This window comes from Bradyrhizobium sp. (assembly GCF_050014615.1).
Lineage (GTDB): Bacteria > Pseudomonadota > Alphaproteobacteria > Rhizobiales > Xanthobacteraceae > Bradyrhizobium.
The window spans coordinates 1-23,000 of sequence record NZ_JBEKCZ010000110.1 but is presented as its reverse complement, the minus strand read 5'-3'; the positions used below and the strand labels follow the sequence as shown (position 1 = coordinate 23,000).

The window sequence follows — 23,000 nt, the reverse complement described above, 5'->3', positions numbered from 1 at the left end:
GCCGTCAGTTCAGACGGCTCCAGGTCTGGCCGCCGCAGAACATGCCGCCAAAGGCGCAGCCCTGGACGCGCAGGCTATCGGGGCCTTTCAACGCGATCGTGGAATCATAGGTGCTGCCGGTGTTCGGATCGAAAATCCGCCCGCTCCATTTGGCATCCTTGCCGGGCTTCATATTGATCAGGACCTGTTTGCCGTTCTGGTTCGACTTCGTGTCGACGGAATATCCGCACAGATTGGCGCCGCATGGCTCGATCCGGACCTTGCCTTCCTTCTCTTCGGTCAGCCAGACACCGAGCGGTGAATTGACGGATTGGACGGCCGCTGTCGCGGGAGCGGGGGACGCGGGTAGTGGAGCCGTCGCAACCACCGGCGGCGGCGCGGGCCTGGCGGCGGGGGCAGCGTCCTCTTGAACTTGCGGCGCCGTTGCGGTGGCCTGGGGCTGGATGGGAGCGGCGGTATCCGCCGGCGCAACATTCGCCGTCGCGCTCGAAGGCGCGGGTGTGGTGTTCGCGGTCGCGGGAATCTGCTCGACCGGTGCCGGGGCCGGGGCGGGGGCTGCGGCGGGTGCCTGCGGGTCGACATTCGCCTGCTCGGGCGGCTGCTTGCTGAGACGGTTGCTGTCCTGATCGTTGCGCGAGCGTTTTGTTCGGCGCCCGCTATTGTCATAGACGCCTGGTATCGAAACCGTCCCGCGGTCCGGATCGATGCGAATGGTCCGTCCGCCATAATCGAAGGTGTACTGAGCCTGGGCGGCGGTGCTTGCCAGCAGAAATGCGGCGATCGCAAAAAGCCTTCTCATCATCACCTCCTGAGCAGGTGGAACCTCAGTCTGATCCTGCGCCCCGGCCGCTTACGGCAACGTGATTCACATCACTTTCCTGGTATGAGTCGTGGGCAGGCGGCTTTGGTTCAAATCCGCCGACCAGACCAGGTGAGAATATGCCAGGTGAGATAGACTTGCCGCCACATTCGGCATATTCGGACCTCACGCTGTACGCAGAGGATTTCGACCGTGACCGTCTCAATGCATCAATCGTCCGTCGTCGTTTTCACTCAATTTCTGGGCAGTTTGTCTGGTCTGCTCGATCATGCGGCTGTTCACGCCGAAGCGCGGAAAATCGATCCTTCGATTCTGCTCAATGCGCGCCTCTATCCCAACATGTATAATCTCACGCGCCAGGTGGGCGAGGCGAACAGGCACGCGATGATCGCATGCGCGCTGCTCGCCGGCGTCGAACCGCCGGTATTGCCCGATACCGAGCCTGACATTCCCGAACTCAAGGCGCGCATTGCTTCCGTGATAGCGTTTATTGCCAGTTTGGAGCCTGCCCGGATCAACGGCACCGCCCACAAAGAGGTGGTTTTCACCTTTAAGAACGGGTCGAAGCGAAATTTTACCGGCCAATCGCTGCTGCTGACGTTCAGCGTGCCGCAGTTCTTTTTTCACGTAACGACAGCCTACGATATCCTGCGCCATTGCGGCGTCGATCTCGTCAAGAAGAATTTTCTGGGAACGCCAAATCAGTGAACGCCAGTCGGTAGCGCCAAATCCAGTAAGCGCGAAATCGGTGAGCGCGGGTGCAATCCCGCCGGATTGTCCGGGCTAAATTTCGCCGCCGTCCTTGCGGACCACATTCGCCGCCGCGGCGCGCCCGGTCATTTCGCTTTTCAGGCGCTCAAATCGCTGCCGCGCCTCGCTCTCGCGATCATCCACGAACCGGATCGCGTCTTCCGCCGACATCGGCCCGCTGGTCATCGGCCGCGAATTGTCGCCGATGGTCTCGTCCACGAAATAGTGACCATGGTCCGCGCGACGGACGGTCCACTTGAAACGGATCGCCACCATCGGACCGGGGCCCATTTTCGAATAGCCGTCAGCCTCAATCCGTTCGGGGGGGACGGACCGCTCCTCAGCCGCGGCCTTTTCGGGCGCGGGAACGGGTTCAGGTTGATCAAGGATGCTGGCGATGGCCGCCAGCGCATGATCGGTCGGGTCGCTCTGATTCACAATCTTAATCCCCACCCTTAACCCATTGCGCCGAAGACGAATCCGGCTTCTCCGGGTGCCTTATTCAGCCCCGAATGCGGCTGAGTTTTGTCAGCTCAGGCGCAAACCGGAGGTAATTTTTGCTTCCAGGGACGTGTCTGTTCGAGCTGTGCCGCCAGCCGAAATAATGTCGCCTCGTCGCCGAATCGTGCGGCGAACATCATGCCAAGCGGCAACCCCGCGGCATTCCACGCCAGCGGCACCGACATCGCCGGCTGGCCGGACATGTTGAACATCGAGGTTGCGGGCATATAGCGCCGCAGGACCGGTGCAATATGCGACAGGTCGGACGACATCGAATCGAGCTCGCCGATCCGCAGCGGCGGCGAACAAAGCGTCGGGCACAGGAACACGTCGCAAGTCTCGAAGAAGGCCGCAAGCCCGCGCGCAATCCGGAATGCGCCGAGTTGCGCGGCCACAAAATCGGTCGCGGTGGCCTTCTGCGCGTTGCGCGCCGTTGCCAGCGTCAATCTCTCGAAATCGCGGTCCGTCATGGCCCGACCAAACTGCTGCTCGGCCAGCCGCACCGCTAGGCCGGTGTTGGCGCTGACGATGGCTGCCATCACGACCGCCGGATCGGCGGCCAGCACCGGCGCGCGCGCCTCGACATGATGGCCGAGCCCTGCCAAGAGGGTCGCGACCTCCTGAACCGCCGCCGCGATTTCAGGATCGATCGCATCGCCATAGGGCGACTTGTCGGTAAAGGCGATGCGCAGCCGGCCGGGGTCGCGACCGACTTCCTCCGCGAAAGGCCGCTCCGGCGGCGGCGCAACATAAGGGCTCGACGGCTCGGGCCCGTGGACCGCGTCCAGCATGACGGCGCTGTCGCGCACGCTGATGCTCAGCACATGGCCGCAGGAAAACCCGCTCCAGGCTTCGCCACGCTCGGGACCGAGCGGATTGCGTGCACGGGTCGGTTTCAATCCGAACACGCCGGAGGCCGAGGCTGGAATACGTATCGATCCGCCGCCGTCGCTGGCGTGCGCCACCGGCACAATGCGTGTGGCAACCGCAGCCCCCGCGCCGCCGGAAGAGCCGCCAGACGAATGCGCGAGATTCCACGGATTTCGGGTCGGACCGAACAACCGGGACTCGGTGGTCGGCATCAAGCCGAATTCAGGCGTGGAGCTCTTGCCGAAGATCGTGACCCCGGAATCGAGGAAACGCTGGGCGAGGGTGCCGGTGTGGGTAGCAACAGCATCCTTGTAGACCTCGGCGCCCGAAGTGGTCCGGGTGCCCTTTAGAAACTCCAGATCCTTGAGCAGAAACGGCACGCCGGCAAAGGGGCCATCCGGAATTCCCTGGTCGATTTGTCGTTGTGCAAAGTCGTAGTGTTTCACGACCACCGCATTGATCTGCGGATCGACCCTGGCGGTTCGGGCGATCGCCTCGTCCAGCAATTCCGCGGCGCTGACCTGCTTTTTACGGACGAGTTCGCCGAGGCCCACCCCGTCAAAGTCGCCGTATTCCCTGAAGGCCATGGTGACATCCGCGGTGATGAAGCATCGAAGCAGCTACGTCATCGGCCAAAGCGCATTCACGCGCCAATCAACCGAGCACATCCTGATTGATGATGTTCTGGCGTATCGGTTCGCCGTCGAGCACGCTTAGGATATTGCGCGCGGTTTGTTCGCTCATCCGGTCGACCGCTTCCCGGGTGACGCCGGCGACATGCGGCGCAATGATGACATTGGGAAGCTCGAACAGTGAATGTCCGACCGGCGGCGGTTCCTGTTCGAACACATCGAGGCCCGCACCCGCGAGCTTGCCGGACACCAGCGCGTCATACAGCGCCGCCTCATTGACGATTCCGCCGCGCGCGGTGTTGACGAGATAGGCGGTCGGCTTCATCCGCGCCAACCGAGCCGCATCGAACATCGCGACCGTTTCCGGAGTTTTCGGGCAGTGGACAGTGACGAAATCGGCGCGCGGCAGCGCCGCATCGAGATCGGCAACCGGCTCGCAGCCGGCGGCCTTGATCTCGGCGGCGGACTTATAGGGATCGTAGACCAGAACGTTCATTTCCATGGCGAGGCAGCGTTTGGCGGTTCGGGTGCCGATGCGGCCGAAGCCGACAATCAGGACCGTCTTGCCGTAGAGATCGTAGGGCAGTTTGCCGAGCCGGGTCGCCCATTGGCCATCCTTCACCAGCGCGTGCATCTCGTTCGCGCGCTTGGCCAGCGTCAGCATCATGAACATCGCCTGTTCCGCGACCGACGGGGAATTGGCGCTCCCCGCCACCAGCAGGGGGATTTTGCGGCGGCTGAGTGCCGGCACATCGACGGCGTCGTAACCGACGCCGATCCGGGTCACCACCTTCATGTCCTTCGCGGCCTCGAGTTCCGGTTCGCCGAACCGGGTCGCGCCCAGCGCCACACCATGAACCGGTGCATGTTCCCCCAGCAGCGTCTCGAAATCCCGGGCCGAGATCAGGTTGGGAAATTCAATGGTCTCGATGTCGTCGCGCGCGTTCAGCAGCGCTCGTCCCGGCTGCGACATCGATTCAGTGATGAAAATTTTCTTCTTGTTGGTCGCCATTTCCAGTTTCCCGCCCAGTCCCTTGCCCGGTTTCTTGCCCAATGCCTCGCCCGGTTTCTACCGTGCTGCATGGCCTTTTCTTCTTAAACGGCCGTCAAAGGACGGCCTCGTGATGTCGTTTAGCAGGTGCATATTGTTGAGGTCCACTGCCAATCGCGGCGGGCGCAGCCGCCGAAACAGGCCGTTATTGCGCCGCACATGCCCACGCGATGGAACGAGATGCGCGCGCCCATTTCGTTGCAAGCCTCATCATCCACAAGGCCGCGCCGCGGTAGACTTGGTTGCCGCGAAAACGGTAATGTGCGGATTCGGGGAAACAGCGTCGGCGCGGCGTTTCAAGATCGACCAAGGAGGCCAAATAATGATCAGCCTGACATCGGCAACGCCTGGGCAAGTGGGACTGCGGATTGCGCTTGCCGCAGCCGTCGTCTTGCTTCTCGGCCCACTCCCGGCGGCGGAAGCGCAGGGGCTGGTCAAGGGCGTCCAGCAGGGAGCCGAGGCAGGCAACAAGGCCGCAGGACCGGTCGGCGGCGTGCTGGGAGGCGCCATCGGCGGGGTGGTCGGCGTGTTTACCGGCGTGCTTGGCGTCGGGAAAGAAGGGGAGGCCCCCGCCAACGGATCGAAGCAGGCCGGCTCGGCAAAAGCCAACAAGGCAGCGAAGGGCACCAAGACCGCCAAGGCTGCGGCGCCCGCGGTGCTGACGCAGGACGGCGAACCGCAACTGAGCGCCGAACAGATCGTCGCCAACAGCGACGCCGACATCGACCGGATCAAGACCGAATTGAACCTGACGCCGGAGCAGGAGAAAAACTGGACGGCGTTCAACAGCGCTATGCACTATCTCGGCCACAACGGCGCCGACCGCCTCAATCTCAGAATTGCGCGCGCCAAGCGTGACCCACCCGACGATATCGTCGAGCAGATGCGCAACGAGGCCCAGTTTCTCAATGATCGCGCCGTCGATCAACGCAGCGTTGCCGATGCGGCCGAACCGCTATTCACCAGCCTCGACGACAAGCAGAAGGCGATCTTTATCCAGGAAATGGTACGCCTGAGCCATGAGCGCGGACTCGACTAAAGCGTTTTCGAGCGAAAGCTTGTTCGGCCGCCGCGAATAGCCGGGCACGCGTGCCCTGGGGTAGGTTGAAGGCTTCGCACCCGGCTATCCTGCCGCAGCGGCGCGGCCCTTCAATTCGTCACGCAAAATTGAAGAAAAGCCGACCGCTTCGCGCCCGAGATATGGCCGGGTCATGACCTTGTCGGGATTGGCTCGCCGCAGACGGCGCCGAACCCAACACTGCCAGCCGTGGTTGCGCTGCGCGGGACGTCGAGCAAGCGCAAGACCCGGGGACGGCTTATTCTTTGGTAAAATTCAGCTCCACGCCGACGCCATCGGGATCATAGAGGAAGAATTGCGTGTCGCCGGTGCGCGGCACGATGCTTTCGCGGAATTTCACGTTCCTGGACTGCAGGCGCTCGCGCACACGGTCAACGTCGGTCGCGGCGAAGGCGATGTGGTCGAGACGGCCGGTGTCCTCGTATTTTTTCCCGGTGCCGCGCACGACGATGCCTTCGCGCGGCGTGCGGGTGCCCATCAGGTGCACGGTGGCGACACCGCCGGAATAAAGCCAGTAGCCGGGGAAACCGAGCGGCGGCCGGTCGCCGTTCTCGAGCCCGAGCACGTCGCAATAGAAGTCCTTGGTTCGCTCCAGATCCTGGGGTTCAATCGTATAGTGCTGCAGTCCGCCAAGCGGCATCGTGGTTCTCCTTTGGACGAAGATGGGGTCGGGATCGGCGCCCGTCATACATCAGGTGGTGACCGCCAGTTCCCTGTCGATTTGCTCGATCGACTTGCCGCGGGTCTCAAGCCCGAAGAAATAATACACCGCCCCGGTCATCAAAAACCAGCAGCCGAGATAAAGGAAAGCCAGGGGAATCTCGGGTAACGGCACATCAGGCTTGAGATAATTGCCCGAGCCCACGATCAAGGCGAGGCCCACCGGCCCGATGATCTTGCCGATGCCGCCGAAGCCATAGGCCGACCCCATGCCCGAGGTGCGAAGATGGGAGGGCCAGACTTCGGCCGCATAAGGCCCGACGATGGCAAACCCGCCATCGGCAAAGAAGTAGGTGACGGCCAATATCAGCCAGAACGCCGACACGCCCATGATCATGGTGTCGTAGTTGTAGCCGGCCACGATGGTCAGGACGCCCGCGCCGAAGCCCAACAGCCCGCCGGCGTTGCGCCGCCCCATCCACTCCGAGAAGAAGGCAAAGGAGATCCGGCCGACAAAGCCGAAGACCGTCAGCAGGATCATCATTTTCGCGGCTTCCTGCGGCGTGACCTTGAGCAGCAATACGAACAGCGACGGCACCCAAAGCGTAATGCCGTAGACGCCGGTCTGCGCGCCGGCATTGCCGAGCCAGGAGACCATCAGGCTGCGCGGATATTTGAAAAGATCAGCCCAGTTGGACTTGATCACCGGGCCGGCGTCGGCGGCGGTCGGCAGCGGCAGCGCCGAGGGCTCCATCTGCAGTGCCCATGCGAGCGATTCACGGGCCTCCTGGTAGCGGCCTTGACGGCAGAGCCAGCGCGGCGATTCCGGTACCCAGAGCCGGACCAGCAGGACGAGCAACGCAGGCAGCACGCCGATGGCGAACAGCACCCGCCACTCGCCGTTGCCCACGGAGGCGCCGAGCACCGCGCCGAGGCCGGTGCCAAGCGGAATAACGCAGGTCACGAGGCCACCAACCCAGCCGCGCTTGGCGGAGGGCATGAATTCCTGCACCAGCGGCAAATCCACGCAATAGAGACCGCCCACACCGACGCCGACGAAGAAGCGCAGCACCGAAAGATAGATCCAGCCATTGTCGGGCGTAAAATACAACAGGCCGGTCGCCGCGGAGAAATTCAGCACAGTGCCGATAAAGACCTTGCGACGGCCGATGCGGTCGGCGAGCCAACCCCAGACATAGGCGCCGATGATGGCGCCGATGCCGGAACTCATCAGCACGGTGGCCGACTGGCCGAAGGTGAGTTTCCAGGGCCCGATCAGGAAGGCGAGCACAAAACCGATCAGGAAATAGTCGAAGAATTCGAGCGCATCGCCGATAATGGCCGCGACGAGAATCCTGATCTGATTGCCGGTCAGACTCGTCTGTCGATCGAGTATCTCGAACATGGCGTTTTTCCCTGGCGCTTGTTTATTTCGAGCCGGCGTCGCGCCTACGCACGGGCAGTGCGGCGAAGCTATCCTGTCAATGCGGCAAGCGGAAGCCCGGGCGGACGCGAGGACAGCTGTGCAAAAGGCGATCCGCCGTTCGCGGCCAACCGAATTTCCCTTGACCGAGAAATGCTCTGCCTAATTATTTAGGGTTTGCTGCTAGCTTCAGCCCACACGTGGCGATCAAGGCCAACGCGCCGATGGAAGAGAAGCGAAAGTACCCGCGAACCGAAATAAACGAACCGGCCTACGTATCGTCGGGCGGGTCTGTCCTGAGTTGCGTGGTGCGAAACATATCGCCCGAGGGTGCCGCCATCGACGTCGACAATCCCGCCTTCGTGCCCGCGCAGTTTCGCCTGGTGATAGCGAGCGACTCGTCAGTCCATGAATGCAGGATTGCCTGGATCCAGCAAAACCGGATTGGCGTGACCTTTGTTGCAACGCCGCAAGACCAGCCCGATCCCGGCCGCCAGGGCTGACCACTTTCCCCTCCCAAAAAGTCGTCCACGGCCTCTCCCAAACGTCTGACGTCGAACCCCATGGGAGCCCGGCCACGGCCGCGGACTGCCGATCGAGGGGCAACGATGCATGGCACGACAGGAGAGACCACAATGACCAGGATTCAGATCATCGGAGCGCCGTTTTCGAGTTATGTCTGGGTCGTGCGCATGGCCCTTGAGGAAAAGCGGGTGCCCTACGACCTGATCCCGGCCCGGATGCACAGTCCCGAAGTGTTGGCCATCCACCCGTTCGGAAAGATACCCGTGATGCGTCATGGCGAGCTCACGCTGTGCGAGTCCAAAGCCATCGCGACCTACATCGACCGAACCTTCGCCGGCCCAAAGCTGATCCCCGACGACGCGCGCGGAGCCGCCGAGGTCGAACAATGGGTGTCGCTGGTCAACACCGCGATCGATCCGTGTCTGATACGGACTTATATCTTCGGCTACCTGTTTCCCAAGGGCGCAGACGGCAAGCCTGACCGCACCGCGATCAGTGCGGTACTGCCGTCGATGCAGACCCAGGTCGATGTGCTGGACCAGGCGGTTGCGCGGACCGGCTATCTGGTGGGCGACAGCTTCTCTCTCGCGGACATCTTCCTGATGCCCGTTCTCGAGGTCGCGCAGCGCGCCCCTGAAGGGAAACAAATGGTGCAGTCGGCGAAACACCTCGCCGCGTATTTCGCCCACCACGCCGAGCGGCCAAGCTACCGGGCGTCATTTCCTCCCCCGCCACCGTCTGCTCCAGGAAACAACCAGGGAAACAACCAGGGAAACAGCTAGGCGAGCCCGGTACGGCCGTTGCCGTCCGAACATCTGCGGCATCCAGGCCGGTGCGGTGCCGCAGTTAACGTTATTTTATGCTCAATAGTCTAATAACCGCCTCATATTTAAGCACGTGCTGATTTGAGGTCCGCTGGACATGACAATTTTCCGTAACACCCGGGTTGGTGGTCGGATCCACCTCAGCCTTCGCTCACAAATATTGTTGCTTGGAATGACCGGTGTCTCGGTTATCGGAGCAATTTATCTCGTCAGCCTGCAGATCGAAGCCCGAAGCCAACGCAAGGCCGACGAGTTTAGCGCGCTGGCCTTGCTGACAGCGAAGGTTTCCGAAGGCTTGTTGCAGGGCCGCGAGATCGCAACCGAATTCCTCCAGAAGCCGGATGACAAAAAGATAGCGTCGCACACCGAAACTGTGAACACCGCGGTCGGTTATCTCGGCGATATTGAACGTCTCGCCGAAACGTTGCCGGAAAAGGATCCGCTCCGGCAAGCCAGCTCCTTCCGTGCTGTTATCAATAGTTACACGACGCGTTTCTCGAATGTGGTGTCGGCGCAGAAGCTGATCGGCTTCAACGAGAATGACGGCTTGCAGGGAAAACTGCGGACCGCCGTTCACACCGTCGAAGGCCAGCTCAAAAAATACGATCAGCCGCGACTGGCGGTTCTCATGCTGATGATGCGTCGCCATGAGAAGGATTTCATGTTGCGTGGCGATGAAAAATATGGCGATGAGCTTCGCAAGCGCGCCGATGAATTCTCGATCGAACTCGCAAAAGCCGATTTGCCTGCCGACAGCAAAGCCGAGATCAGCAAACTCGTCGATGTCTACAAGGCGAGTTTCCTGGCCTTCATGGCGGGTCAAAGCACCTTGACGGAAGAGGCGGTCGACCTCGCGCAAATCTACGATCGCCTGCGACCCAGCCTGATTGCGGTGCGCAAAGCCGCAGACGAACGACTCGAATCGGTCAAGACCGACCTCGCCTCCGTACAGCGATATGTGTTCTGGTCGATTTGCGTCACCATCCTGGTGATGGTGGCTTTGGCGCTGCTGTTCGGTCGCTGGCTCTCCACGCCGCTGGTCACGATGGCGATGGCGATGGAGCGTCTTTCGCAAGGCGATCTCGACAGCAAGATCGAACCGGTCAATCGTCGCGACGAGATCGGCAAGATTTCCAGCGCGTTGTTCATCTTTCATGAGAAATTGCTTGAAAACAGGCAATTTGCAGCAGAGCAAGCCAAGGCGCAGGAACGCGCCGAGATCCAGCGTCGCGAGGCGATGCTGCAGGTTGCTGATCGCTTCGAGCAAGCTATCAGCAAAATCGTCCAGACCGTATCGACAGCCTCCGCCGAAATCGAACTGGCCGCCGGCAGCCTGACCAGGACGGCCGAAACCACTCAGGAATTATCCGCAACCGTAGCGGCGGCATCCCAGCAATCGTCTGCAAATGTGCAATCCGCCGCGGCCGCGTCCGAACAGATGGTTTCTTCCGTGACGGAAATCGGTCGACAGGTTCATGAGTCGAAGAAGGTCGCCAGCGCGGCCGTGCAGCAGGCCGAACAGACCAACGTCCGAATAGCGGAACTATCGCAATCGGCCGATCGCATAGGTGAGGTCGTGAAGTTGATCTCCGCCGTGGCCGCGCAAACAAATCTGCTGGCTCTGAATGCGACCATTGAAGCCGCCCGCGCCGGCGAAGCGGGCAGGGGATTCGCTGTTGTCGCCTCCGAGGTCAAGGCGCTCGCCGGACAGACCGCCAAGGCGACGGAAGAAATCAGCGTGCAGATCACGCAAATGCAGGCCGCGACGGAACATTCAGTATCGGCCATTCAGGCGATCGGCGGCACCATCACCCAGATCGCGGAAATTTCCTCGGCCATCGCGGCATCCATCGAAGAACAGGGCGCCGCAACCCAGGAAATTGCCCGTAACGTTCAACAGGCCGCACAAGGCGCGACGCAGGTATCGGGCAGCATCGCGGAGGTCAATCGCGGCGCGGCCGATACCGGGGCGGCCGCCGGGCAGGTCCATGGCTCCGCGCGCGAACTGCTCGGCGAAAGCAATCATCTCAAAAGTGAAGTCGAAAATTTTCTGGCGTCGATACGCGCGGCCTGACGATTCGAGGTCTGCCGCGAATCACCGGGATACTGCTATCCTCCCGAAGAGATCTTCCACCGGGAATTCGCAGTTGCAAAGCAGTGTCGGCTCACGCGCCTTTCAGAACGCAAGGCTGCAAAAGCAGTTCAAGAAGCAGGCCGAGGTGTTGCTGCCGGCGGCGGGCGCGGCCTACCGCCAGGGCAAGCACGCAGAGGTCCAGGCGCTGTGCCAGCAGATTCTCAAAGACCTGCCCGACCACTTTGATGCGCGGCATCTGCTCGGCGTTTCCGAATTGGACTGCCGGCAGTTCGAGGCGGCCGAAGCGAATCTCGCGCTTGCCGTGAGCATCGAACCGCGGTCGGCGGAAGCGCGCTCCAATCTCGGAATGGCGCTGTTCAACCTGAAGCGCTACGACGACGCGCGCAAATGCCAGGAGAAGGCGATCGCGCTCAAACCGAATTTTCCGGCGGCGCTGACAAATCTCGGCAATACGCTGATGCGATTGGCGCTCGCCGAGCAGGCCATCGATGCCCACGACCGGGCCATCCAGCTCAAGCCCGACTACGGCGACGCCTATTGCAATCGCGGCATGGCGCTGTTGCTGCTCAATCGGGACGATGAGGCCGATCAGAGTTTCGATCGTGCCCTTTCGTTTCAGCGTGGCCATTTGCAGGCAATGATCGGCAAGGGTATAGCCAGTCTGCGACTGAGACACTGCGATGCGGCTCAAACCGCGTTCAATGCGGTACTGGCCGTCAAGCCGGACTTCGCGGAGGTCTTGACCTTTCGCGCCCGGGCGCATCAGGAGATGGGACAGCTCGCCCAGGCGGAGGCCGATTTGGACGCGGCGCTCGCCGTTAATCCCATGATGGAATCCGCATGGCACGGCAAGGCGGCAATCAAGATAATCTTGGGCGATACCGCGTCGGCGATCGCTGCCTGCATGAAGTCGCTTGAGCAGGAGCCGCTCTCGCCGGTCGCGATCACGATGCTCGGTACCTGCTACGCCCAGCAGGGGGACATCACGGCCGCGGTCGCTCACTTCGATCGGGCGCTCGCCATCAAGCCCGATTACGAAGAAGCGATAAGGAAGAAAATCTTCGCGCTTGATTTCGCGCCCGATATTGCGGTCCAGCAAGCGGCCCGACGTGCCTGGTGGGATGCGATTGGCGTCAAGTTACCACAAAGAGAGTTACGGCGTCCGATGCCCGATCCGAACAAGCGGATTGTGGTCGGCTATGTGTCCTCCGATTTCCGACATCATTCGGCGGCACTCGGAATCAAGCCGGTGTTGCGCAATCACGATCGCCGGGAGTTTGATGTCATCTGCTATTCCTGTTCGCCGCTGCGCGACGTGGTAACCGAGGAGTGCCAGTCGCTTGTCGAGACCTGGGTAGATGCCTCGCAATGTTCGGACCATGAACTGGCGGATCGGATCCAATCCGACGGCGTCGATATCCTCGTCGACCTGTCAGGCCATACGGCGGGCAATCGGCTGACCGTCTTTGCGCGCAAGCCTGCCCCTATTCAGGTCACGGCGTGGGGAAGCGGGACCGGCACGGGTATGCCGACCATGGATTACCTTTTTACCGATCCCGTCACGGTTCCGGAATCGGTTCGACATCTGTACGCGGAAAAGATCTATGATTTGCCCTGCGTCATCACGACGGAAGCGTTGCCGGATATGCAACCGTCGGCGCTTCCAATGATCCGCAACGGGTATGTCACCTTCGGCGTATTCAACAGGATCGACAAAATATCCGACGACGCGATGATCGTGTGGTCGAAGCTTCTGCAGCAGGTGGCGGGATCCATCATCGTCATCAAGAACAGCGCGCTCGACGATCCTTTCCTGCGCGACGGCCTGATCGCACGTTTCGTGGCCCACGGGGTTGCGGCGGATCGCATCAGGTGCATCGGATCCAACTCACGCCGTGACCATCTTGCCGAGTTCGCCAATATTGACATCTCGCTCGACCCGTTTCCGCACAATGGCGGCGTCAGCACCTGGGAATCGCTGCAAGCGGGCGTTCCCGTCGTCGCCAAGCTGGGCAACGGCACAGTGTCACGCGCCGGCGGCGCCATTGTGAAAGCCGTCGGCCTCCACGACTGGGTGGCGGAGGACGATGATGCCTACATTGCGATCGCGGAGAAATTCGCATCGATGGCTTCGGATCTGGAAGCGCTGCGCGCCAGCCTGCCGGCCAGAGTGGCCGCCTCGGCGGCCGGAAACGGCGCGATCTATACACGCCGGGTGGAGCAGGGTTATCGCCAGTTCTGGCGCGACTATTGTGCCGGGATCTCGCAGTCCGCCGAGGGGACGCCGGACTGATGCCGCCCTGCCGGTCGGTGGCGCAGGTAATGCGGGGCAACGAAACGGCAGATGCCTCTCGCGGGAGCACGGGCAGGGGTCTGCCGCGAATCACCGGGATACTGCTATCTTCCCGAAGACGGATCTTCCACGGGGAATTCGCAGTTGCAAAGCAGTGTCGGCTCACGCGCCTTTCAGAATGCAAGGCTGCAAAAGCAGTTCAAGAAGCAGGCCGAGGTGTTGCTGCCGGCGGCGATTGCAGCCTATCGCCAGGGCAAGCACGCAGAGGTCCAGGCGCTGTGCCAGCAGATTCTCAAAGACCTGCCCGACCACTTTGATGCGCGGCACCTGCTCGGCGTTTCTGAATTGGACTGCCGGCAGTTCGAAGCGGCCGAAGCGAATCTCGCGCGTGCCGTGAGCATCGAGCCGCGTTCGGCGGAAGCGCGCTCCAATCTCGGAACGGCGCTGTTCAACCTGAGGCGCTACGACGACGCGCGCAAATGCCAGGAGAAGGCGATCGCGCTCAAACCGAATTTTCCGACGGCACTGACAAATCTCGGCAATACGCTGACGAGGTTGGAACTCGCCGAGCAGGCCGTCGACGCCCACGACCGGGCCATCCAGCTCAAGCCCGACTACGGCGACGCCTATTGCAATCGCGGCATGGCCCTTTTGCTGCTCGACCGCAACGATGAGGCCGATCAGAGTTTCGATCGTGCCCTTTCGTTTCAGCGCGGCCATTTGCAGGCAATGATCGGCAAGGGTGTGGTGCGTCTCCAACTGCGACACTTCGATGCGGCTCAAACCGTGTTCAATACGGTGCTCGCCATCAAGCCCGACTTCGCAGAGGTTTTGACCTACCGCGGCCGGGTCCATCAGCGGATGGGGCAGTTTGCCCTGGCGGAGGCAGACTTCGACGCGGCACTCGCTATCGATCCCGTTATGGAAGCCGCATGGCGCTGTAAGGCGGCAATCAAGATCCTCAGGGCTGATATTGCGTCGGCGATTGCGGCCTGCATGAAGGTGCTTGAGCAAGAGCCGCTCTCGACGGTCGCGATCACGTTGCTCGGCACCTGCTACGCCAAGCAGGGAGATACCGCGACCGCGGTCGCACACTTCGATCGGGCGCTGGCCATCAAATCTGACCACGAAGATGCGATTTCGAAGAAAATCTTTGTTCTTGATTTCGCGCCCGATGCGGATTTTGCAGTCCATCAAGCGGCCAGACGTGCCTGGTGGGATGCGATTGGCGTCAAGTTACCGCAAAGAGAGTTACGGCGCCCGATGCCGGATCCGAACAAACGGATTGTGGTCGGCTATGTGTCCTCCGATTTTCGAGATCATTCGGCAGCGCTGGTATTCAAGCCGGTGTTGCGCAATCACGATCGCCGGGAGTTTCATGTCATCTGCTATTCCTGTTCGCCGCTTCGAGACGCGAGGACCGAGGAGTGCCAGTCGCTTGTCGAGACATGGGTAGATGCCTCGCAATTTTCGGACGATGAACTGGCCGATCGGATCCAATCCGACGGCGTCGATATCCTCGTCGACCTGTCAGGCCATACGGATGGCAATCGGCTGACCGTCTTTGCGCGCAAGCCGGCCCCCATTCAGGTCACGGCGTGGGGAAGCGTGACCGGTACGGGTCTGCCGACCATGGACTACATTTTTGCCGATCCCGTCCTGATTCCAGAATCGGCCCGGCATCTGTTCGCGGAAAACATCTACGATTTGCCCTGTTTGATCACGACGGAAGCGTTGCCGGATATGCAACCATCGGCGCTTCCAATGATCCGCAACGGACATGTCACCTTCGGCGTGTTCAACAGGATCGACAAAATATCCGACAATGCGATGATCGTATGGTCGAAACTTCTGCAGCAGGTGGCAGGATCCATCATCGTCATCAAGAACAGCGCGCTCGACGATCCCTTCCTGCGCGACGGCCTGATCGCACGTTTCGTGGCCCATGGGGTTGCGGCGGATCGTATCAGGTGCATCGGATCGACATCTCGCCGTGAACATCTGGCCGAGTTCGCGAACGTTGATATCTCCCTCGACCCGTTTCCGCAAAATGGCGGCGTCAGCACCTGGGAATCGCTGCAGGCGGGCGTTCCCGTCGTCGCCAAGCTGGGCAAGGGCGCATCGTCACGCGCCGGCGGCGCCATTGTGAACGCTGTGGGCCTCCACGACTGGGTGGCGGAGGACGATGACGCCTACATTGCGATCGCTCGCAAACACGCATCGATGGCTTCCGATCTGGAAGCGCTGCGCGCCAGCCTGCCGGCCAGAGTGGCCACCTCGGCGGCCGGAAACGGCGCGATCTATACCCGGCGGGTGGAGGACGGTTATCGCCAGTTCTGGCGCGACTATTGTGCGGCGAACGCGTAGCGCGCCAGCGGTCCGTAGTACTACGGTCGCAGAAATTAATGCGTTCGTTAGGTAGTCGCCGCCAGAGTGCTTTCAATCAGCAACAGGGCCGCCTCATGGAAATCAAGCACGACAGGGCGCCGCTACCGACCGGCCAACAATCTGGCCCCACAGAAATTGCCGTCTTTTGGTGGCTCGCTGCGGTCGGAACAATCGTGGCATCTGTATCGGCGGGATATATCGCCCACTATGAGTTTGGCTTTTCCCGGCAGGAGATCCGCACCCCGGCCGTCATTGGCGCCGCCATCATCGCGCTGCTGATGGCGACGGAATATTTCGTCCAGAAACTTCGGAAGCCAAAATCGAACAAGGGCGCGGCCTGAGCCCACTCGAATAGCCTCTGCACGACTCCAGGAAGGCTGCTGGTGAGTCCGGGAGCAGGGCGCTGCTTGGGGTCGGCCGATCGGCGCCGATGTCCTAGCCTTCTGGGGCTGGCGTGGTAGCTGGAACAGTTAGGGGGGCTCCTCTCACCGAGACGGGCCCTAAAGGTTTAGGCTGCCGAGCCATCCTTTTGCGCAGCACTCCGGATAGCCGGTTACGAGCGCGCCCCGTTGGAATGGAGGAAGTTGTTTCCGGCGTGATTGCATTTTGCAGCGAGTCGACCTTCGCTATCAGCGTGGAAATCTGAGCCGACATCTTCCTCACGTCGACCCGTTCATCCGCTATCTGAGCGGATATTTTCTTCACGTCGGCACGTTCATCCGTGATGCTCTCTCTGAGAGCAGCAAGCGTCGTTGAATCCTGCTGAAGCAGGGCTGTGTTTTGCTGCAACGAGGAGCTATTTTCTTGCAGCGATGCAACGTGTTGCTGCTGGACCGACTGAATATCCTGCAAAGCGGCGACAACGGGATCCGGTGTTGGATCGGAATCTCCCTGGTGCGGAAGCAGTTCGGCCAAAATGCTGACATCCGGCAGGGCAAAATCGGAAGGCGACAGTGTATAGACGGCCGCAGTAGCGTTTAGGCCTAAAGCCAACACCGACAGCGCCAGGATCGATTTCCGGCTGGATTTCATGGTCGGTGCTAATGCCTCAAGCTGCTTCGCAGCGCCCGGCGCATCGATTTGCGGTTCAGCTTCCAGTGTTTTGTTCACCTGCGTTGCCCTCAGATCAACGAAAAAAGCCGCCGCTGGATTATCCGCGCGACGGCTCTTACGCGTTGCCCAACCTAATACTGCTGCAGATTATGGGCTTATTAGATTAATTGAGCGTTAGCGCCACACCGCCGGCGGTATGTCGCTAACCGTTGCGCTTGCCCGTCGGGATGCGGCAGATTGGCACGACGGGCAAAATTCCGGTTCACGCCGACCGCAAATCATCGGCTAACTGCTGATGTCCTGTTCCGGCAAGAGGGGCGGTCGCGCGTCGTCACGAACGCGGGACGGGATGTGGTGGACGCAAGAGCGTCGGCACGCAGTTGCGGTCGCAGGGCGAGTTCAACCTCGTGAGCGATCGGCAGGCGCGCAGGACGAACGACGTTTGAGCGTACGGCAAAACCGTGTGGTCCTGACGCCTCGACGCTGGCGTCAAGTTTCGCGGAAGGCGATGTCGGCCCTATCCGCGGGGCGACGGTGACAAACAAGCCCGATCACCGGGGAGAGCTCGGCATAAGCCGTAAAGCCATCACGCAGGGGATGCCGGATGCCTCCGCTGAGCCTGTATGCTCGTGCGCGCATCCACTCTCTCCTTTGCGCACGAGACCGCGGGTGCAGCGCGCATCCGGCATTCCCTGCGCCCTCCCATTCGAGGGTGAACCCTAAGCAAGACTCGGACGCATCGCGCCGCGAGACCGTGAAGTTATGTCTTTTCGAAAGCACAACGACGAAGATCAGCTCGAAAGGAAGATCATGAAGTTTCAGCGACCTCTTATCGCTCCCAGTCAAGTCGCCCACCGTGATACAACCGGCACTGTGAATTCGGGAGCGACAGGGGATGATACTGGCGGAAGGGGTGGGATTCGAACCCACGGTACCCTTGCAGGCACGCCGGTTTTCAAGACCGGTGCCTTAAACCACTCGGCCACCCTTCCGTTGCTGCAGGATCAAGCACTTGGCACCACCATGGTCAAGAACGGGCTGCGAACAAAAGTCCGCTTGGCCCCAAATTGGCCCCAACGGGCCTCTTGGCTTCAGGAAACCGGCCACCAGCGCCTCGATTGCGCTGGTCAGGTTGTCATCGGCCTTCCTGGTCATGGAATCGGGTTCGGCCGAAGCCGGGGAGATCGGCGCGCCGAGCGAATTTCTTTGAGAAATTTCGCGGGTTCCGGGCCGTGAGCGATTGGCTTTCGAGGTCCATGGGAATTAACTCGCGTCACTGCGCTCCTCTGCACGTTGTATTTATACGAACATATTGATTTGGCCGGTTCGTCCGGCTCGCGGTGCGAAGCCGATACCGCCGAAGCGCGTGTCGGGCGTGTATACAATCGGTCGCCGCCGCGCAGTTTTTGACGAAACCTTCGGCGGTTGTTCATCTTGCGGGCACCGTTAGCGTTTTTCTGAGCGCCATTGATGCAGCCGACGAATGGACCCTAGTTAAACGACTACTACCAACGTCGGCGCGCGTAGAGTTCATTTATTTGACGGTGCAGGCGGCGGGACAGAAGCGCCAATCCATCAGCAAGGCGAAGTCAGAACAGCAGAGCCTACAACACGCTCGACGGAGTTTACGGCTCCGCGTGTGCGAGCGGAATTTGCGGCCAAATCTCGAGCAAAATGACAGAGAGAGATCGTCAGATGAAACATTCAAGCAGCAATTCCAAGCGTAACTCCAGCGGTCCGAGCCGTCGTTCCATTCTGAAGGGCGCGGCCGCGGCTGTCGGCGCGGCAGCGGGCAGTGGTGCGGTTACAGGGTTCCCCACGATATGGGCCCAGGAGATCAAGGACATCGAATTGCGCCACGTCGGCGTGTCCTACTCGGTGGTAAAGGCAATCGGCGATCAGGCGGCCAAGGATCTCGGTTTCAAGGTGACGATGCAGAACCTTGATACTTCGGCTGCGATCAATCGCTTCATCACGCAGCCGAACAGCGTCGACATCGCCGATCTGGAAGGCTGGCAGGCCAAGCTTGCGGCCAAGCGCGGCGTGATCCAGGGCATCCAGGCCAAGAAAATCGCTGAATTCAACAATTTCCTTCCGATCTTCACCAAGGGCGAACTCGACGGCCACAAGATTCCGCGTCAGGGAATCTCGCCGTACGAGGCGCTTTACATCGAGAAACACGATTCCACGGAATTGCACGACGGCGTCACGGACTGGCTGACCAACGTCCCGCAAGTCTACAACGCCGACTCGATTGGCTACCGCCCCGATCTCGTCGGCCATACCGTGACGCAGTGGAAGGATCTGATCGATCCCAAGTTCAAGGGCAAGGCTGCGATCCTCGACGTGCCGGCAATCGGCATCATGGATGCCGCATTGTGTTTCGAAAGCGCCGGACTGATCACATACGGCAACAAAGGCAACATGACCAAGAAGGAGATAGATTTTACCTGCGACAAACTGATCGAACTCAAGAAATCCGGCCAGTTTCGCGCCACGTGGACTACCTTCGATCAATCGGTGCAGTTGATGGCTGCCGGTGAAGTGGTGATCCAGTCGATGTGGTCACCCGCCGTGGCCGCAGTTCGGGTCAAGCAGATCCCGTGCACCTATGCTCCGGTCAACGTGAAGGATGGCAAGGAAGGCTATCGCGGCTGGTGCAACGGCATGGGTTTGATGAAGCATCTCACCGGCAAGAAGCTCGACGCTGCCTATGAATACATGAACTGGTACATGTCCGGCTGGCAGGGCGCGTTCGTCAGTCGCTATGGTTACTACAGCCCGGTGCCATCGACCGCCAAAAAGTTCATGACTCCTGCCGAATACACCTTCTGGTACGAAGGCAAACCCGCTCCCGAACCCGTCACCGATCCATACGGGGTGCCGATGGAAGTGGCCGGTACCGTTCGCGACGGAGGCTCCTTTACCGACCGCGTTACCAACATTTCCTGCTGGAATACGCTGATGGACGAGGCGGCCTACATGAACAAGCGCTGGAACGACTTCAAGGTTGCCTGATCACGCCGCCGTCAAATTCCCGGCTGGCCTTTCCAGGCCGGCCGGCGAAATTCGTACTTCGAGAGTCTTCATGATCCTTTCCCGACCGCTCGTGGGCTGGCTTTATGTATCGCCGCTGATGCTGGTGCTAATTCCGTTCTTCGTGCTGCCCATTCTGGTGGTGCTGGTCGCCAGCGTCTTCGAAACCGATGGCTTCGGTGGCCTGATCCCGACCTTCACGCTGGCCAATTACGCCACGGTGCTGACATCCGGCCTGACCTTTAATCTCTATCTAGAAACCGTGCAGTTCACGGTCCTGACCTGGTTCTTCACCCTGTTACTCGGTTTTTTCATCGCCTATTTCCTGGTGTTCCATGTCCGCAATCCATTGCTGGCGATCGGCCTGTTCCTGATCTGCACGGTGCCGTTCTGGACCTCGAACATCATCCGCATGATTTCCTGGATCCCGTTGCTCGGAAAGGAAGGCCTGATCAATTCGGCGCTCCTGCACCTCGGCCTGATCCGCGAGCCGCTCGGATTCCTGCTCTATTCCAGCTTCGCCGTCGTCGTCGCCTATGTGCATCAGCTGACGATCTTCATGATCGTGCCGATCTTCAACTCGATGGCGCGGATCGACAAGCGGGTGATCGAGGCCGCCGTCGACGCGGGTGCGAGCCGTTTCGATATCCTGCGGCTTATCGTGGTGCCGCTGTCGAAAAGCGGAATCGCCCTGGGATCGATCTTCGTGGCGTCGATCGTGATGGGAGACTTTTTCGTCACCAAGGTGATGTCGGGCGGCGGTTCGGCATCGGTGGTGGGCGCGTTTTACGAAGACATTTCGGTGCTTCAGTATCCGAGCGCCGCGGCGAGCGCGGTCATCCTCACGGTGATCCTGCTGGCCATGGTGTCTCTGATCTTGCGCACCGTCGATATCCGAAAAGAAATCACCCGATGAGCACGTTGCCGCAAACCGTCCCGACAGTGCAGGCGCGCGTGAAGCAGCGGGCCATCGCGCCAAGTCGCGGCGGCCGCCCCTGGACCTTTTACGTGTTGGCGGGACTGTTCACCTTCTATGTCGTGGCACTCTATGGTCCGATGATCTGCATCTACATCCTGTCGTTCCAGGACGTGAGGGGCGGGCTGGTGTTTCCGATGAAGGGCCTGTCGCTGCACTGGTTCGTCGACCTGTTCACCCAGGTGCGGACCGGCGACGTCCAAGGCGCCTTCGATCGCTCGATCAAGCTCGCCATCCTGGTGACGGTCATCACGGTGGTCGTTTCCTTCATGGCCGCGATGGCGTTCCGCCGGCGATTTCCCGGCGACAATATCGTTTTCTCCCTGATGATCGGCAGTCTGGTGGCGCCCGGTCTCGTGCTTGGCATCGGCGTCGGCCTTCTCTTCAACGCGATCGGCATCGAAACCTCCTGGTACGGATCGGCGCTCGGCGCCCAGCTTTCCTGGACGCTGCCTTTCGGCGTATTGGTGATGTTCGCGGTGATGTCCCGCTTCAATCCAGCCTGGGAGGAAGCCGCGCGCGATCTTGGCGCGACGGCCTGGCAAACCACCCGGCTGGTCATCATTCCGGTACTGGCGCCGGGCCTGGTCGCGGTGGCGCTGTTCGGCTTCACGCTGTCTTACGATGAATTCGCCCGGACCCTGCAGACGGCGGGACCGCAGAATACCCTGCCTCTGGAAATATGGAGCATGACGCTCAACGTCACCTCGCCGTCGCTTTACGCGCTCGGGACGGTGACCACGATCATCTCCTTCGTCATTATCGGAACGGCGCTGGGCGCCATCGTGCTGATTCAGAAGCGGCGCGGCGCCCGCACCCATGGACATTGATCGGAATAAAGTATGGCGGTTCAGCGCGGCGATATCGAACTGGCAGGTCTCAGCAAGAGCTATGACGGCGTTCATACGGTGGTGCATGGCATCAATCTGAAGATACCGGATGGCGCCTATTGTTGTTTTCTGGGGCCGTCGGGCTGCGGCAAGACCACGATCCTGCGCATGATCGCGGGTCATGAAGACCCGACCGATGGTGAGATCGTGATCGGCGGCGAAAACGTCGTCGGACTGGCGCCGATCCAGCGCGGCACCGCCATGATGTTCCAGTCCTACGCGTTGTTTCCGCATCTAAGCGTGCGCGACAATATCGCCTTTGCGCTACGCGTCCGGGGCCTGTCGAAGACCGACCGCTACCGGCAAACCGATGCGATGATCGAGAAGGTCCGGCTGACCGAGCTTGCCGACCGGCTGCCGGCTCAGCTTTCGGGCGGCCAGCAGCAGCGCGTTGCGCTTGCCCGCGCCGCAATCACGGAGCCGCGGGTGCTCCTGCTCGACGAACCGCTCTCCGCGCTCGATGAGCAATTGCGGGTGCAGATGCGGCTCGAGTTGCAGCGCATGCAACGCGAACTCGGCATCACCTTCGTTCATGTCACCCATTCGCAACTCGAAGCCATCGCGCTGGCCGACTTGGTCGTCGTGATGGAATCCGGGCAGATCAAGCAGGCCGGCGCCGCCCGTGAGGTCTATGCCACCCCGAAGGATCGCTATGTCGCCGAATTCCTGGGCGGCCAGAACGTGTTGTCGGGCAAGGTCGAAAAGATCGAAAGCGGTCGGCTGTTGTTTGCGCAACCTGACAGAAAGTCGTTGGCGGCGCCATTGCGCGCCAACGCGCGGGTCGGCGTCGGCGACCGGATCGACGTGGCGGTCAGGCGTGACGATATCGAGCTGCTGCGTCCGGACGCCGTGATATCGGCGCAGGAGCGGTCCGCGCTGTCCAGCCGCGTGCTCGCCATCGAATATCAGGGCTCGTTCGTCAAGGTGATGCTGGATGCGATCGCCGACGAAGAATTCGTCGCCTATGTACCGGAGCGCACTTTCTTTCGCGATCCTCTCGTGATCGGCGATGTGGTGCTGGCGACGTGGGCCGTCGAGCACGCCCGCTTGTTGGATCGGACTTGAGACCATGGCTTCACACGCCGTCGCTTTGAACAATCGGACGTCTATCGCAGCATAAGGAGGAGAGTTGACA

20 protein-coding genes and 1 tRNA gene are annotated in these 23,000 nt (G+C 60.9%); 12 read left to right on the top strand and 9 right to left on the bottom strand.

Going from position 1 to position 23,000, the window contains the following annotated elements; genetic code table 11:
- Positions 1–4: 4 nt before the first annotated feature.
- Positions 5–799, bottom strand: a complete 795-nt coding sequence (locus ABR948_RS18115) for a DUF2147 domain-containing protein (RefSeq protein ID WP_428120339.1) — start codon at positions 797–799, stop codon at positions 5–7.
- A 225-nt stretch (positions 800–1,024) separates the two neighbouring features.
- On the opposite strand from ABR948_RS18115, the gene ABR948_RS18110 reads away from it, so the two are divergent.
- On the top strand, positions 1,025–1,528 hold the full coding sequence (locus ABR948_RS18110) for a DUF1993 domain-containing protein (protein ID WP_428120345.1): 504 nt from the start codon (positions 1,025–1,027) through the stop codon (positions 1,526–1,528).
- A gap of 75 nt (positions 1,529–1,603) precedes the next feature.
- On the opposite strand, the gene ABR948_RS18105 is transcribed toward ABR948_RS18110, so the two are convergent.
- The 3 genes from ABR948_RS18105 to ABR948_RS18095 form a co-directional block, all read right to left on the bottom strand.
- Entirely contained in the window at positions 1,604–2,008 is a 405-nt protein-coding gene (locus ABR948_RS18105) for a hypothetical protein (protein WP_428120337.1), read from the bottom strand.
- 95 nt (positions 2,009–2,103) lie between these two features.
- Positions 2,104–3,528 carry an amidase gene (locus tag ABR948_RS18100; RefSeq protein WP_428120335.1) on the bottom strand — a complete coding sequence of 475 codons (1,425 nt, stop codon included), beginning with the start codon at positions 3,526–3,528 and terminating at the stop codon, positions 2,104–2,106.
- 67 nt (positions 3,529–3,595) lie between these two features.
- Positions 3,596–4,585: a hydroxyacid dehydrogenase gene (locus ABR948_RS18095; protein WP_428120343.1), complete on the bottom strand. Its 990-nt coding sequence runs from the start codon at positions 4,583–4,585 to the stop codon at positions 3,596–3,598.
- A 361-nt stretch (positions 4,586–4,946) separates the two neighbouring features.
- Here ABR948_RS18095 and ABR948_RS18090 point away from each other — a divergent pair, with 361 nt between their 5' ends.
- Complete coding sequence (locus ABR948_RS18090) at positions 4,947–5,663, top strand: Spy/CpxP family protein refolding chaperone (RefSeq protein ID WP_428120333.1); 717 nt, start codon at positions 4,947–4,949, stop codon at positions 5,661–5,663.
- A gap of 277 nt (positions 5,664–5,940) precedes the next feature.
- On the opposite strand, the gene ABR948_RS18085 is transcribed toward ABR948_RS18090, so the two are convergent.
- Entirely contained in the window at positions 5,941–6,342 is a 402-nt protein-coding gene (locus ABR948_RS18085) for a VOC family protein (protein ID WP_428120331.1), read from the bottom strand.
- Between the two features lie 51 nt (positions 6,343–6,393).
- The gene (locus ABR948_RS18080) at positions 6,394–7,767 is read right to left on the bottom strand and encodes an MFS transporter (RefSeq protein ID WP_428120329.1); all 1,374 of its coding nucleotides are present in this window, start codon (positions 7,765–7,767) and stop codon (positions 6,394–6,396) included.
- Between the two features lie 242 nt (positions 7,768–8,009).
- Here ABR948_RS18080 and ABR948_RS18075 point away from each other — a divergent pair, with 242 nt between their 5' ends.
- Together ABR948_RS18075 and ABR948_RS18070 are read left to right on the top strand one after the other, a co-directional pair.
- Positions 8,010–8,288 (top strand): PilZ domain-containing protein, encoded by a 279-nt coding sequence (locus ABR948_RS18075; RefSeq protein ID WP_428120341.1) that lies wholly within the window; start codon positions 8,010–8,012, stop codon positions 8,286–8,288.
- A gap of 132 nt (positions 8,289–8,420) precedes the next feature.
- Positions 8,421–9,092 carry a glutathione S-transferase family protein gene (locus ABR948_RS18070; protein WP_428120327.1) on the top strand — a complete coding sequence of 224 codons (672 nt, stop codon included), beginning with the start codon at positions 8,421–8,423 and terminating at the stop codon, positions 9,090–9,092.
- Positions 9,093–9,285: 193 nt separating this feature from the next.
- Here the strand turns inward: ABR948_RS18070 and ABR948_RS18065 are convergent, their stop codons facing one another.
- Positions 9,286–9,783 carry a hypothetical protein gene (locus ABR948_RS18065; RefSeq protein WP_428120325.1) on the bottom strand — a complete coding sequence of 166 codons (498 nt, stop codon included), beginning with the start codon at positions 9,781–9,783 and terminating at the stop codon, positions 9,286–9,288.
- Between ABR948_RS18065 and ABR948_RS18060 the strand changes: the two genes are divergently transcribed.
- The 4 genes from ABR948_RS18060 (at position 9,763) to ABR948_RS18045 (ending at position 16,251) form a co-directional block, all read left to right on the top strand.
- The gene (locus ABR948_RS18060; RefSeq protein ID WP_428120323.1) at positions 9,763–11,208 is read left to right on the top strand and encodes a methyl-accepting chemotaxis protein; all 1,446 of its coding nucleotides are present in this window, start codon (positions 9,763–9,765) and stop codon (positions 11,206–11,208) included. The genes ABR948_RS18065 and ABR948_RS18060 overlap by 21 nt on opposite strands.
- A 73-nt stretch (positions 11,209–11,281) precedes the next feature.
- Positions 11,282–13,522, top strand: a complete 2,241-nt coding sequence (locus tag ABR948_RS18055) for an O-linked N-acetylglucosamine transferase, SPINDLY family protein (RefSeq protein WP_428120321.1) — start codon at positions 11,282–11,284, stop codon at positions 13,520–13,522.
- Positions 13,523–13,666: 144 nt separating this feature from the next.
- Positions 13,667–15,889 carry an O-linked N-acetylglucosamine transferase, SPINDLY family protein gene (locus ABR948_RS18050; protein ID WP_428120319.1) on the top strand — a complete coding sequence of 741 codons (2,223 nt, stop codon included), beginning with the start codon at positions 13,667–13,669 and terminating at the stop codon, positions 15,887–15,889.
- A gap of 95 nt (positions 15,890–15,984) precedes the next feature.
- The gene (locus ABR948_RS18045; protein WP_428120317.1) at positions 15,985–16,251 is read left to right on the top strand and encodes a hypothetical protein; all 267 of its coding nucleotides are present in this window, start codon (positions 15,985–15,987) and stop codon (positions 16,249–16,251) included.
- Positions 16,252–16,345: 94 nt separating this feature from the next.
- On the opposite strand, the gene ABR948_RS18040 is transcribed toward ABR948_RS18045, so the two are convergent.
- A complete protein-coding gene (locus tag ABR948_RS18040) occupies positions 16,346–17,020 on the bottom strand; it encodes a kinetochore Spc7 family protein (RefSeq protein WP_428120315.1) in 675 nt (224 codons plus the stop codon).
- A gap of 845 nt (positions 17,021–17,865) precedes the next feature.
- A tRNA-Ser gene (locus ABR948_RS18035) sits at positions 17,866–17,955 on the bottom strand.
- A gap of 703 nt (positions 17,956–18,658) precedes the next feature.
- Between ABR948_RS18035 and ABR948_RS18030 the strand changes: the two genes are divergently transcribed.
- From ABR948_RS18030 to ABR948_RS18015, 4 genes are all read left to right on the top strand, one after another.
- Positions 18,659–19,981: an ABC transporter substrate-binding protein gene (locus ABR948_RS18030; protein WP_428120313.1), complete on the top strand. Its 1,323-nt coding sequence runs from the start codon at positions 18,659–18,661 to the stop codon at positions 19,979–19,981.
- 70 nt (positions 19,982–20,051) lie between these two features.
- Positions 20,052–20,915, top strand: a complete 864-nt coding sequence (locus tag ABR948_RS18025) for an ABC transporter permease (RefSeq protein WP_428120311.1) — start codon at positions 20,052–20,054, stop codon at positions 20,913–20,915.
- The gene (locus tag ABR948_RS18020) at positions 20,912–21,805 is read left to right on the top strand and encodes an ABC transporter permease (protein ID WP_428120309.1); all 894 of its coding nucleotides are present in this window, start codon (positions 20,912–20,914) and stop codon (positions 21,803–21,805) included. The genes ABR948_RS18025 and ABR948_RS18020 overlap by 4 nt, the downstream gene beginning before the upstream one ends.
- 12 nt (positions 21,806–21,817) lie before the next feature.
- Positions 21,818–22,930, top strand: coding sequence for an ABC transporter ATP-binding protein (locus tag ABR948_RS18015; RefSeq protein WP_428120307.1), 1,113 nt, complete (start codon positions 21,818–21,820; stop codon positions 22,928–22,930).
- The last annotated feature ends 70 nt before the right edge of the window (positions 22,931–23,000 follow it).

Bases quoted from the DNA above. Each gene is read 5' to 3' on its own strand.
- ABR948_RS18080 (WP_428120329.1), bottom strand. From the start codon at position 7,767: ATGTTCGAGATACTCGATCGACAGACGAGTCTGACCGGCAATCAGATC.
- ABR948_RS18015 (WP_428120307.1), top strand. From the start codon at position 21,818: ATGGCGGTTCAGCGCGGCGATATCGAACTGGCAGGTCTCAGCAAGAGC.
- ABR948_RS18060 (WP_428120323.1), top strand. From the start codon at position 9,763: ATGCTGATGATGCGTCGCCATGAGAAGGATTTCATGTTGCGTGGCGAT.
- ABR948_RS18065 (WP_428120325.1), bottom strand. From the start codon at position 9,783: ATGGCGACGCATCATCAGCATGAGAACCGCCAGTCGCGGCTGATCGTA.
- ABR948_RS18110 (WP_428120345.1), top strand. From the start codon at position 1,025: ATGCATCAATCGTCCGTCGTCGTTTTCACTCAATTTCTGGGCAGTTTG.
- ABR948_RS18090 (WP_428120333.1), top strand. From the start codon at position 4,947: ATGATCAGCCTGACATCGGCAACGCCTGGGCAAGTGGGACTGCGGATT.
- ABR948_RS18020 (WP_428120309.1), top strand. From the start codon at position 20,912: ATGAGCACGTTGCCGCAAACCGTCCCGACAGTGCAGGCGCGCGTGAAG.
- ABR948_RS18095 (WP_428120343.1), bottom strand. From the start codon at position 4,585: ATGGCGACCAACAAGAAGAAAATTTTCATCACTGAATCGATGTCGCAG.
- ABR948_RS18085 (WP_428120331.1), bottom strand. From the start codon at position 6,342: ATGCCGCTTGGCGGACTGCAGCACTATACGATTGAACCCCAGGATCTG.
- ABR948_RS18025 (WP_428120311.1), top strand. From the start codon at position 20,052: ATGATCCTTTCCCGACCGCTCGTGGGCTGGCTTTATGTATCGCCGCTG.
- ABR948_RS18100 (WP_428120335.1), bottom strand. From the start codon at position 3,528: ATGGCCTTCAGGGAATACGGCGACTTTGACGGGGTGGGCCTCGGCGAA.
- ABR948_RS18045 (WP_428120317.1), top strand. From the start codon at position 15,985: ATGGAAATCAAGCACGACAGGGCGCCGCTACCGACCGGCCAACAATCT.
- ABR948_RS18115 (WP_428120339.1), bottom strand. From the start codon at position 799: ATGAGAAGGCTTTTTGCGATCGCCGCATTTCTGCTGGCAAGCACCGCC.
- ABR948_RS18030 (WP_428120313.1), top strand. From the start codon at position 18,659: ATGAAACATTCAAGCAGCAATTCCAAGCGTAACTCCAGCGGTCCGAGC.
- ABR948_RS18070 (WP_428120327.1), top strand. From the start codon at position 8,421: ATGACCAGGATTCAGATCATCGGAGCGCCGTTTTCGAGTTATGTCTGG.
- ABR948_RS18075 (WP_428120341.1), top strand. From the start codon at position 8,010: ATGGAAGAGAAGCGAAAGTACCCGCGAACCGAAATAAACGAACCGGCC.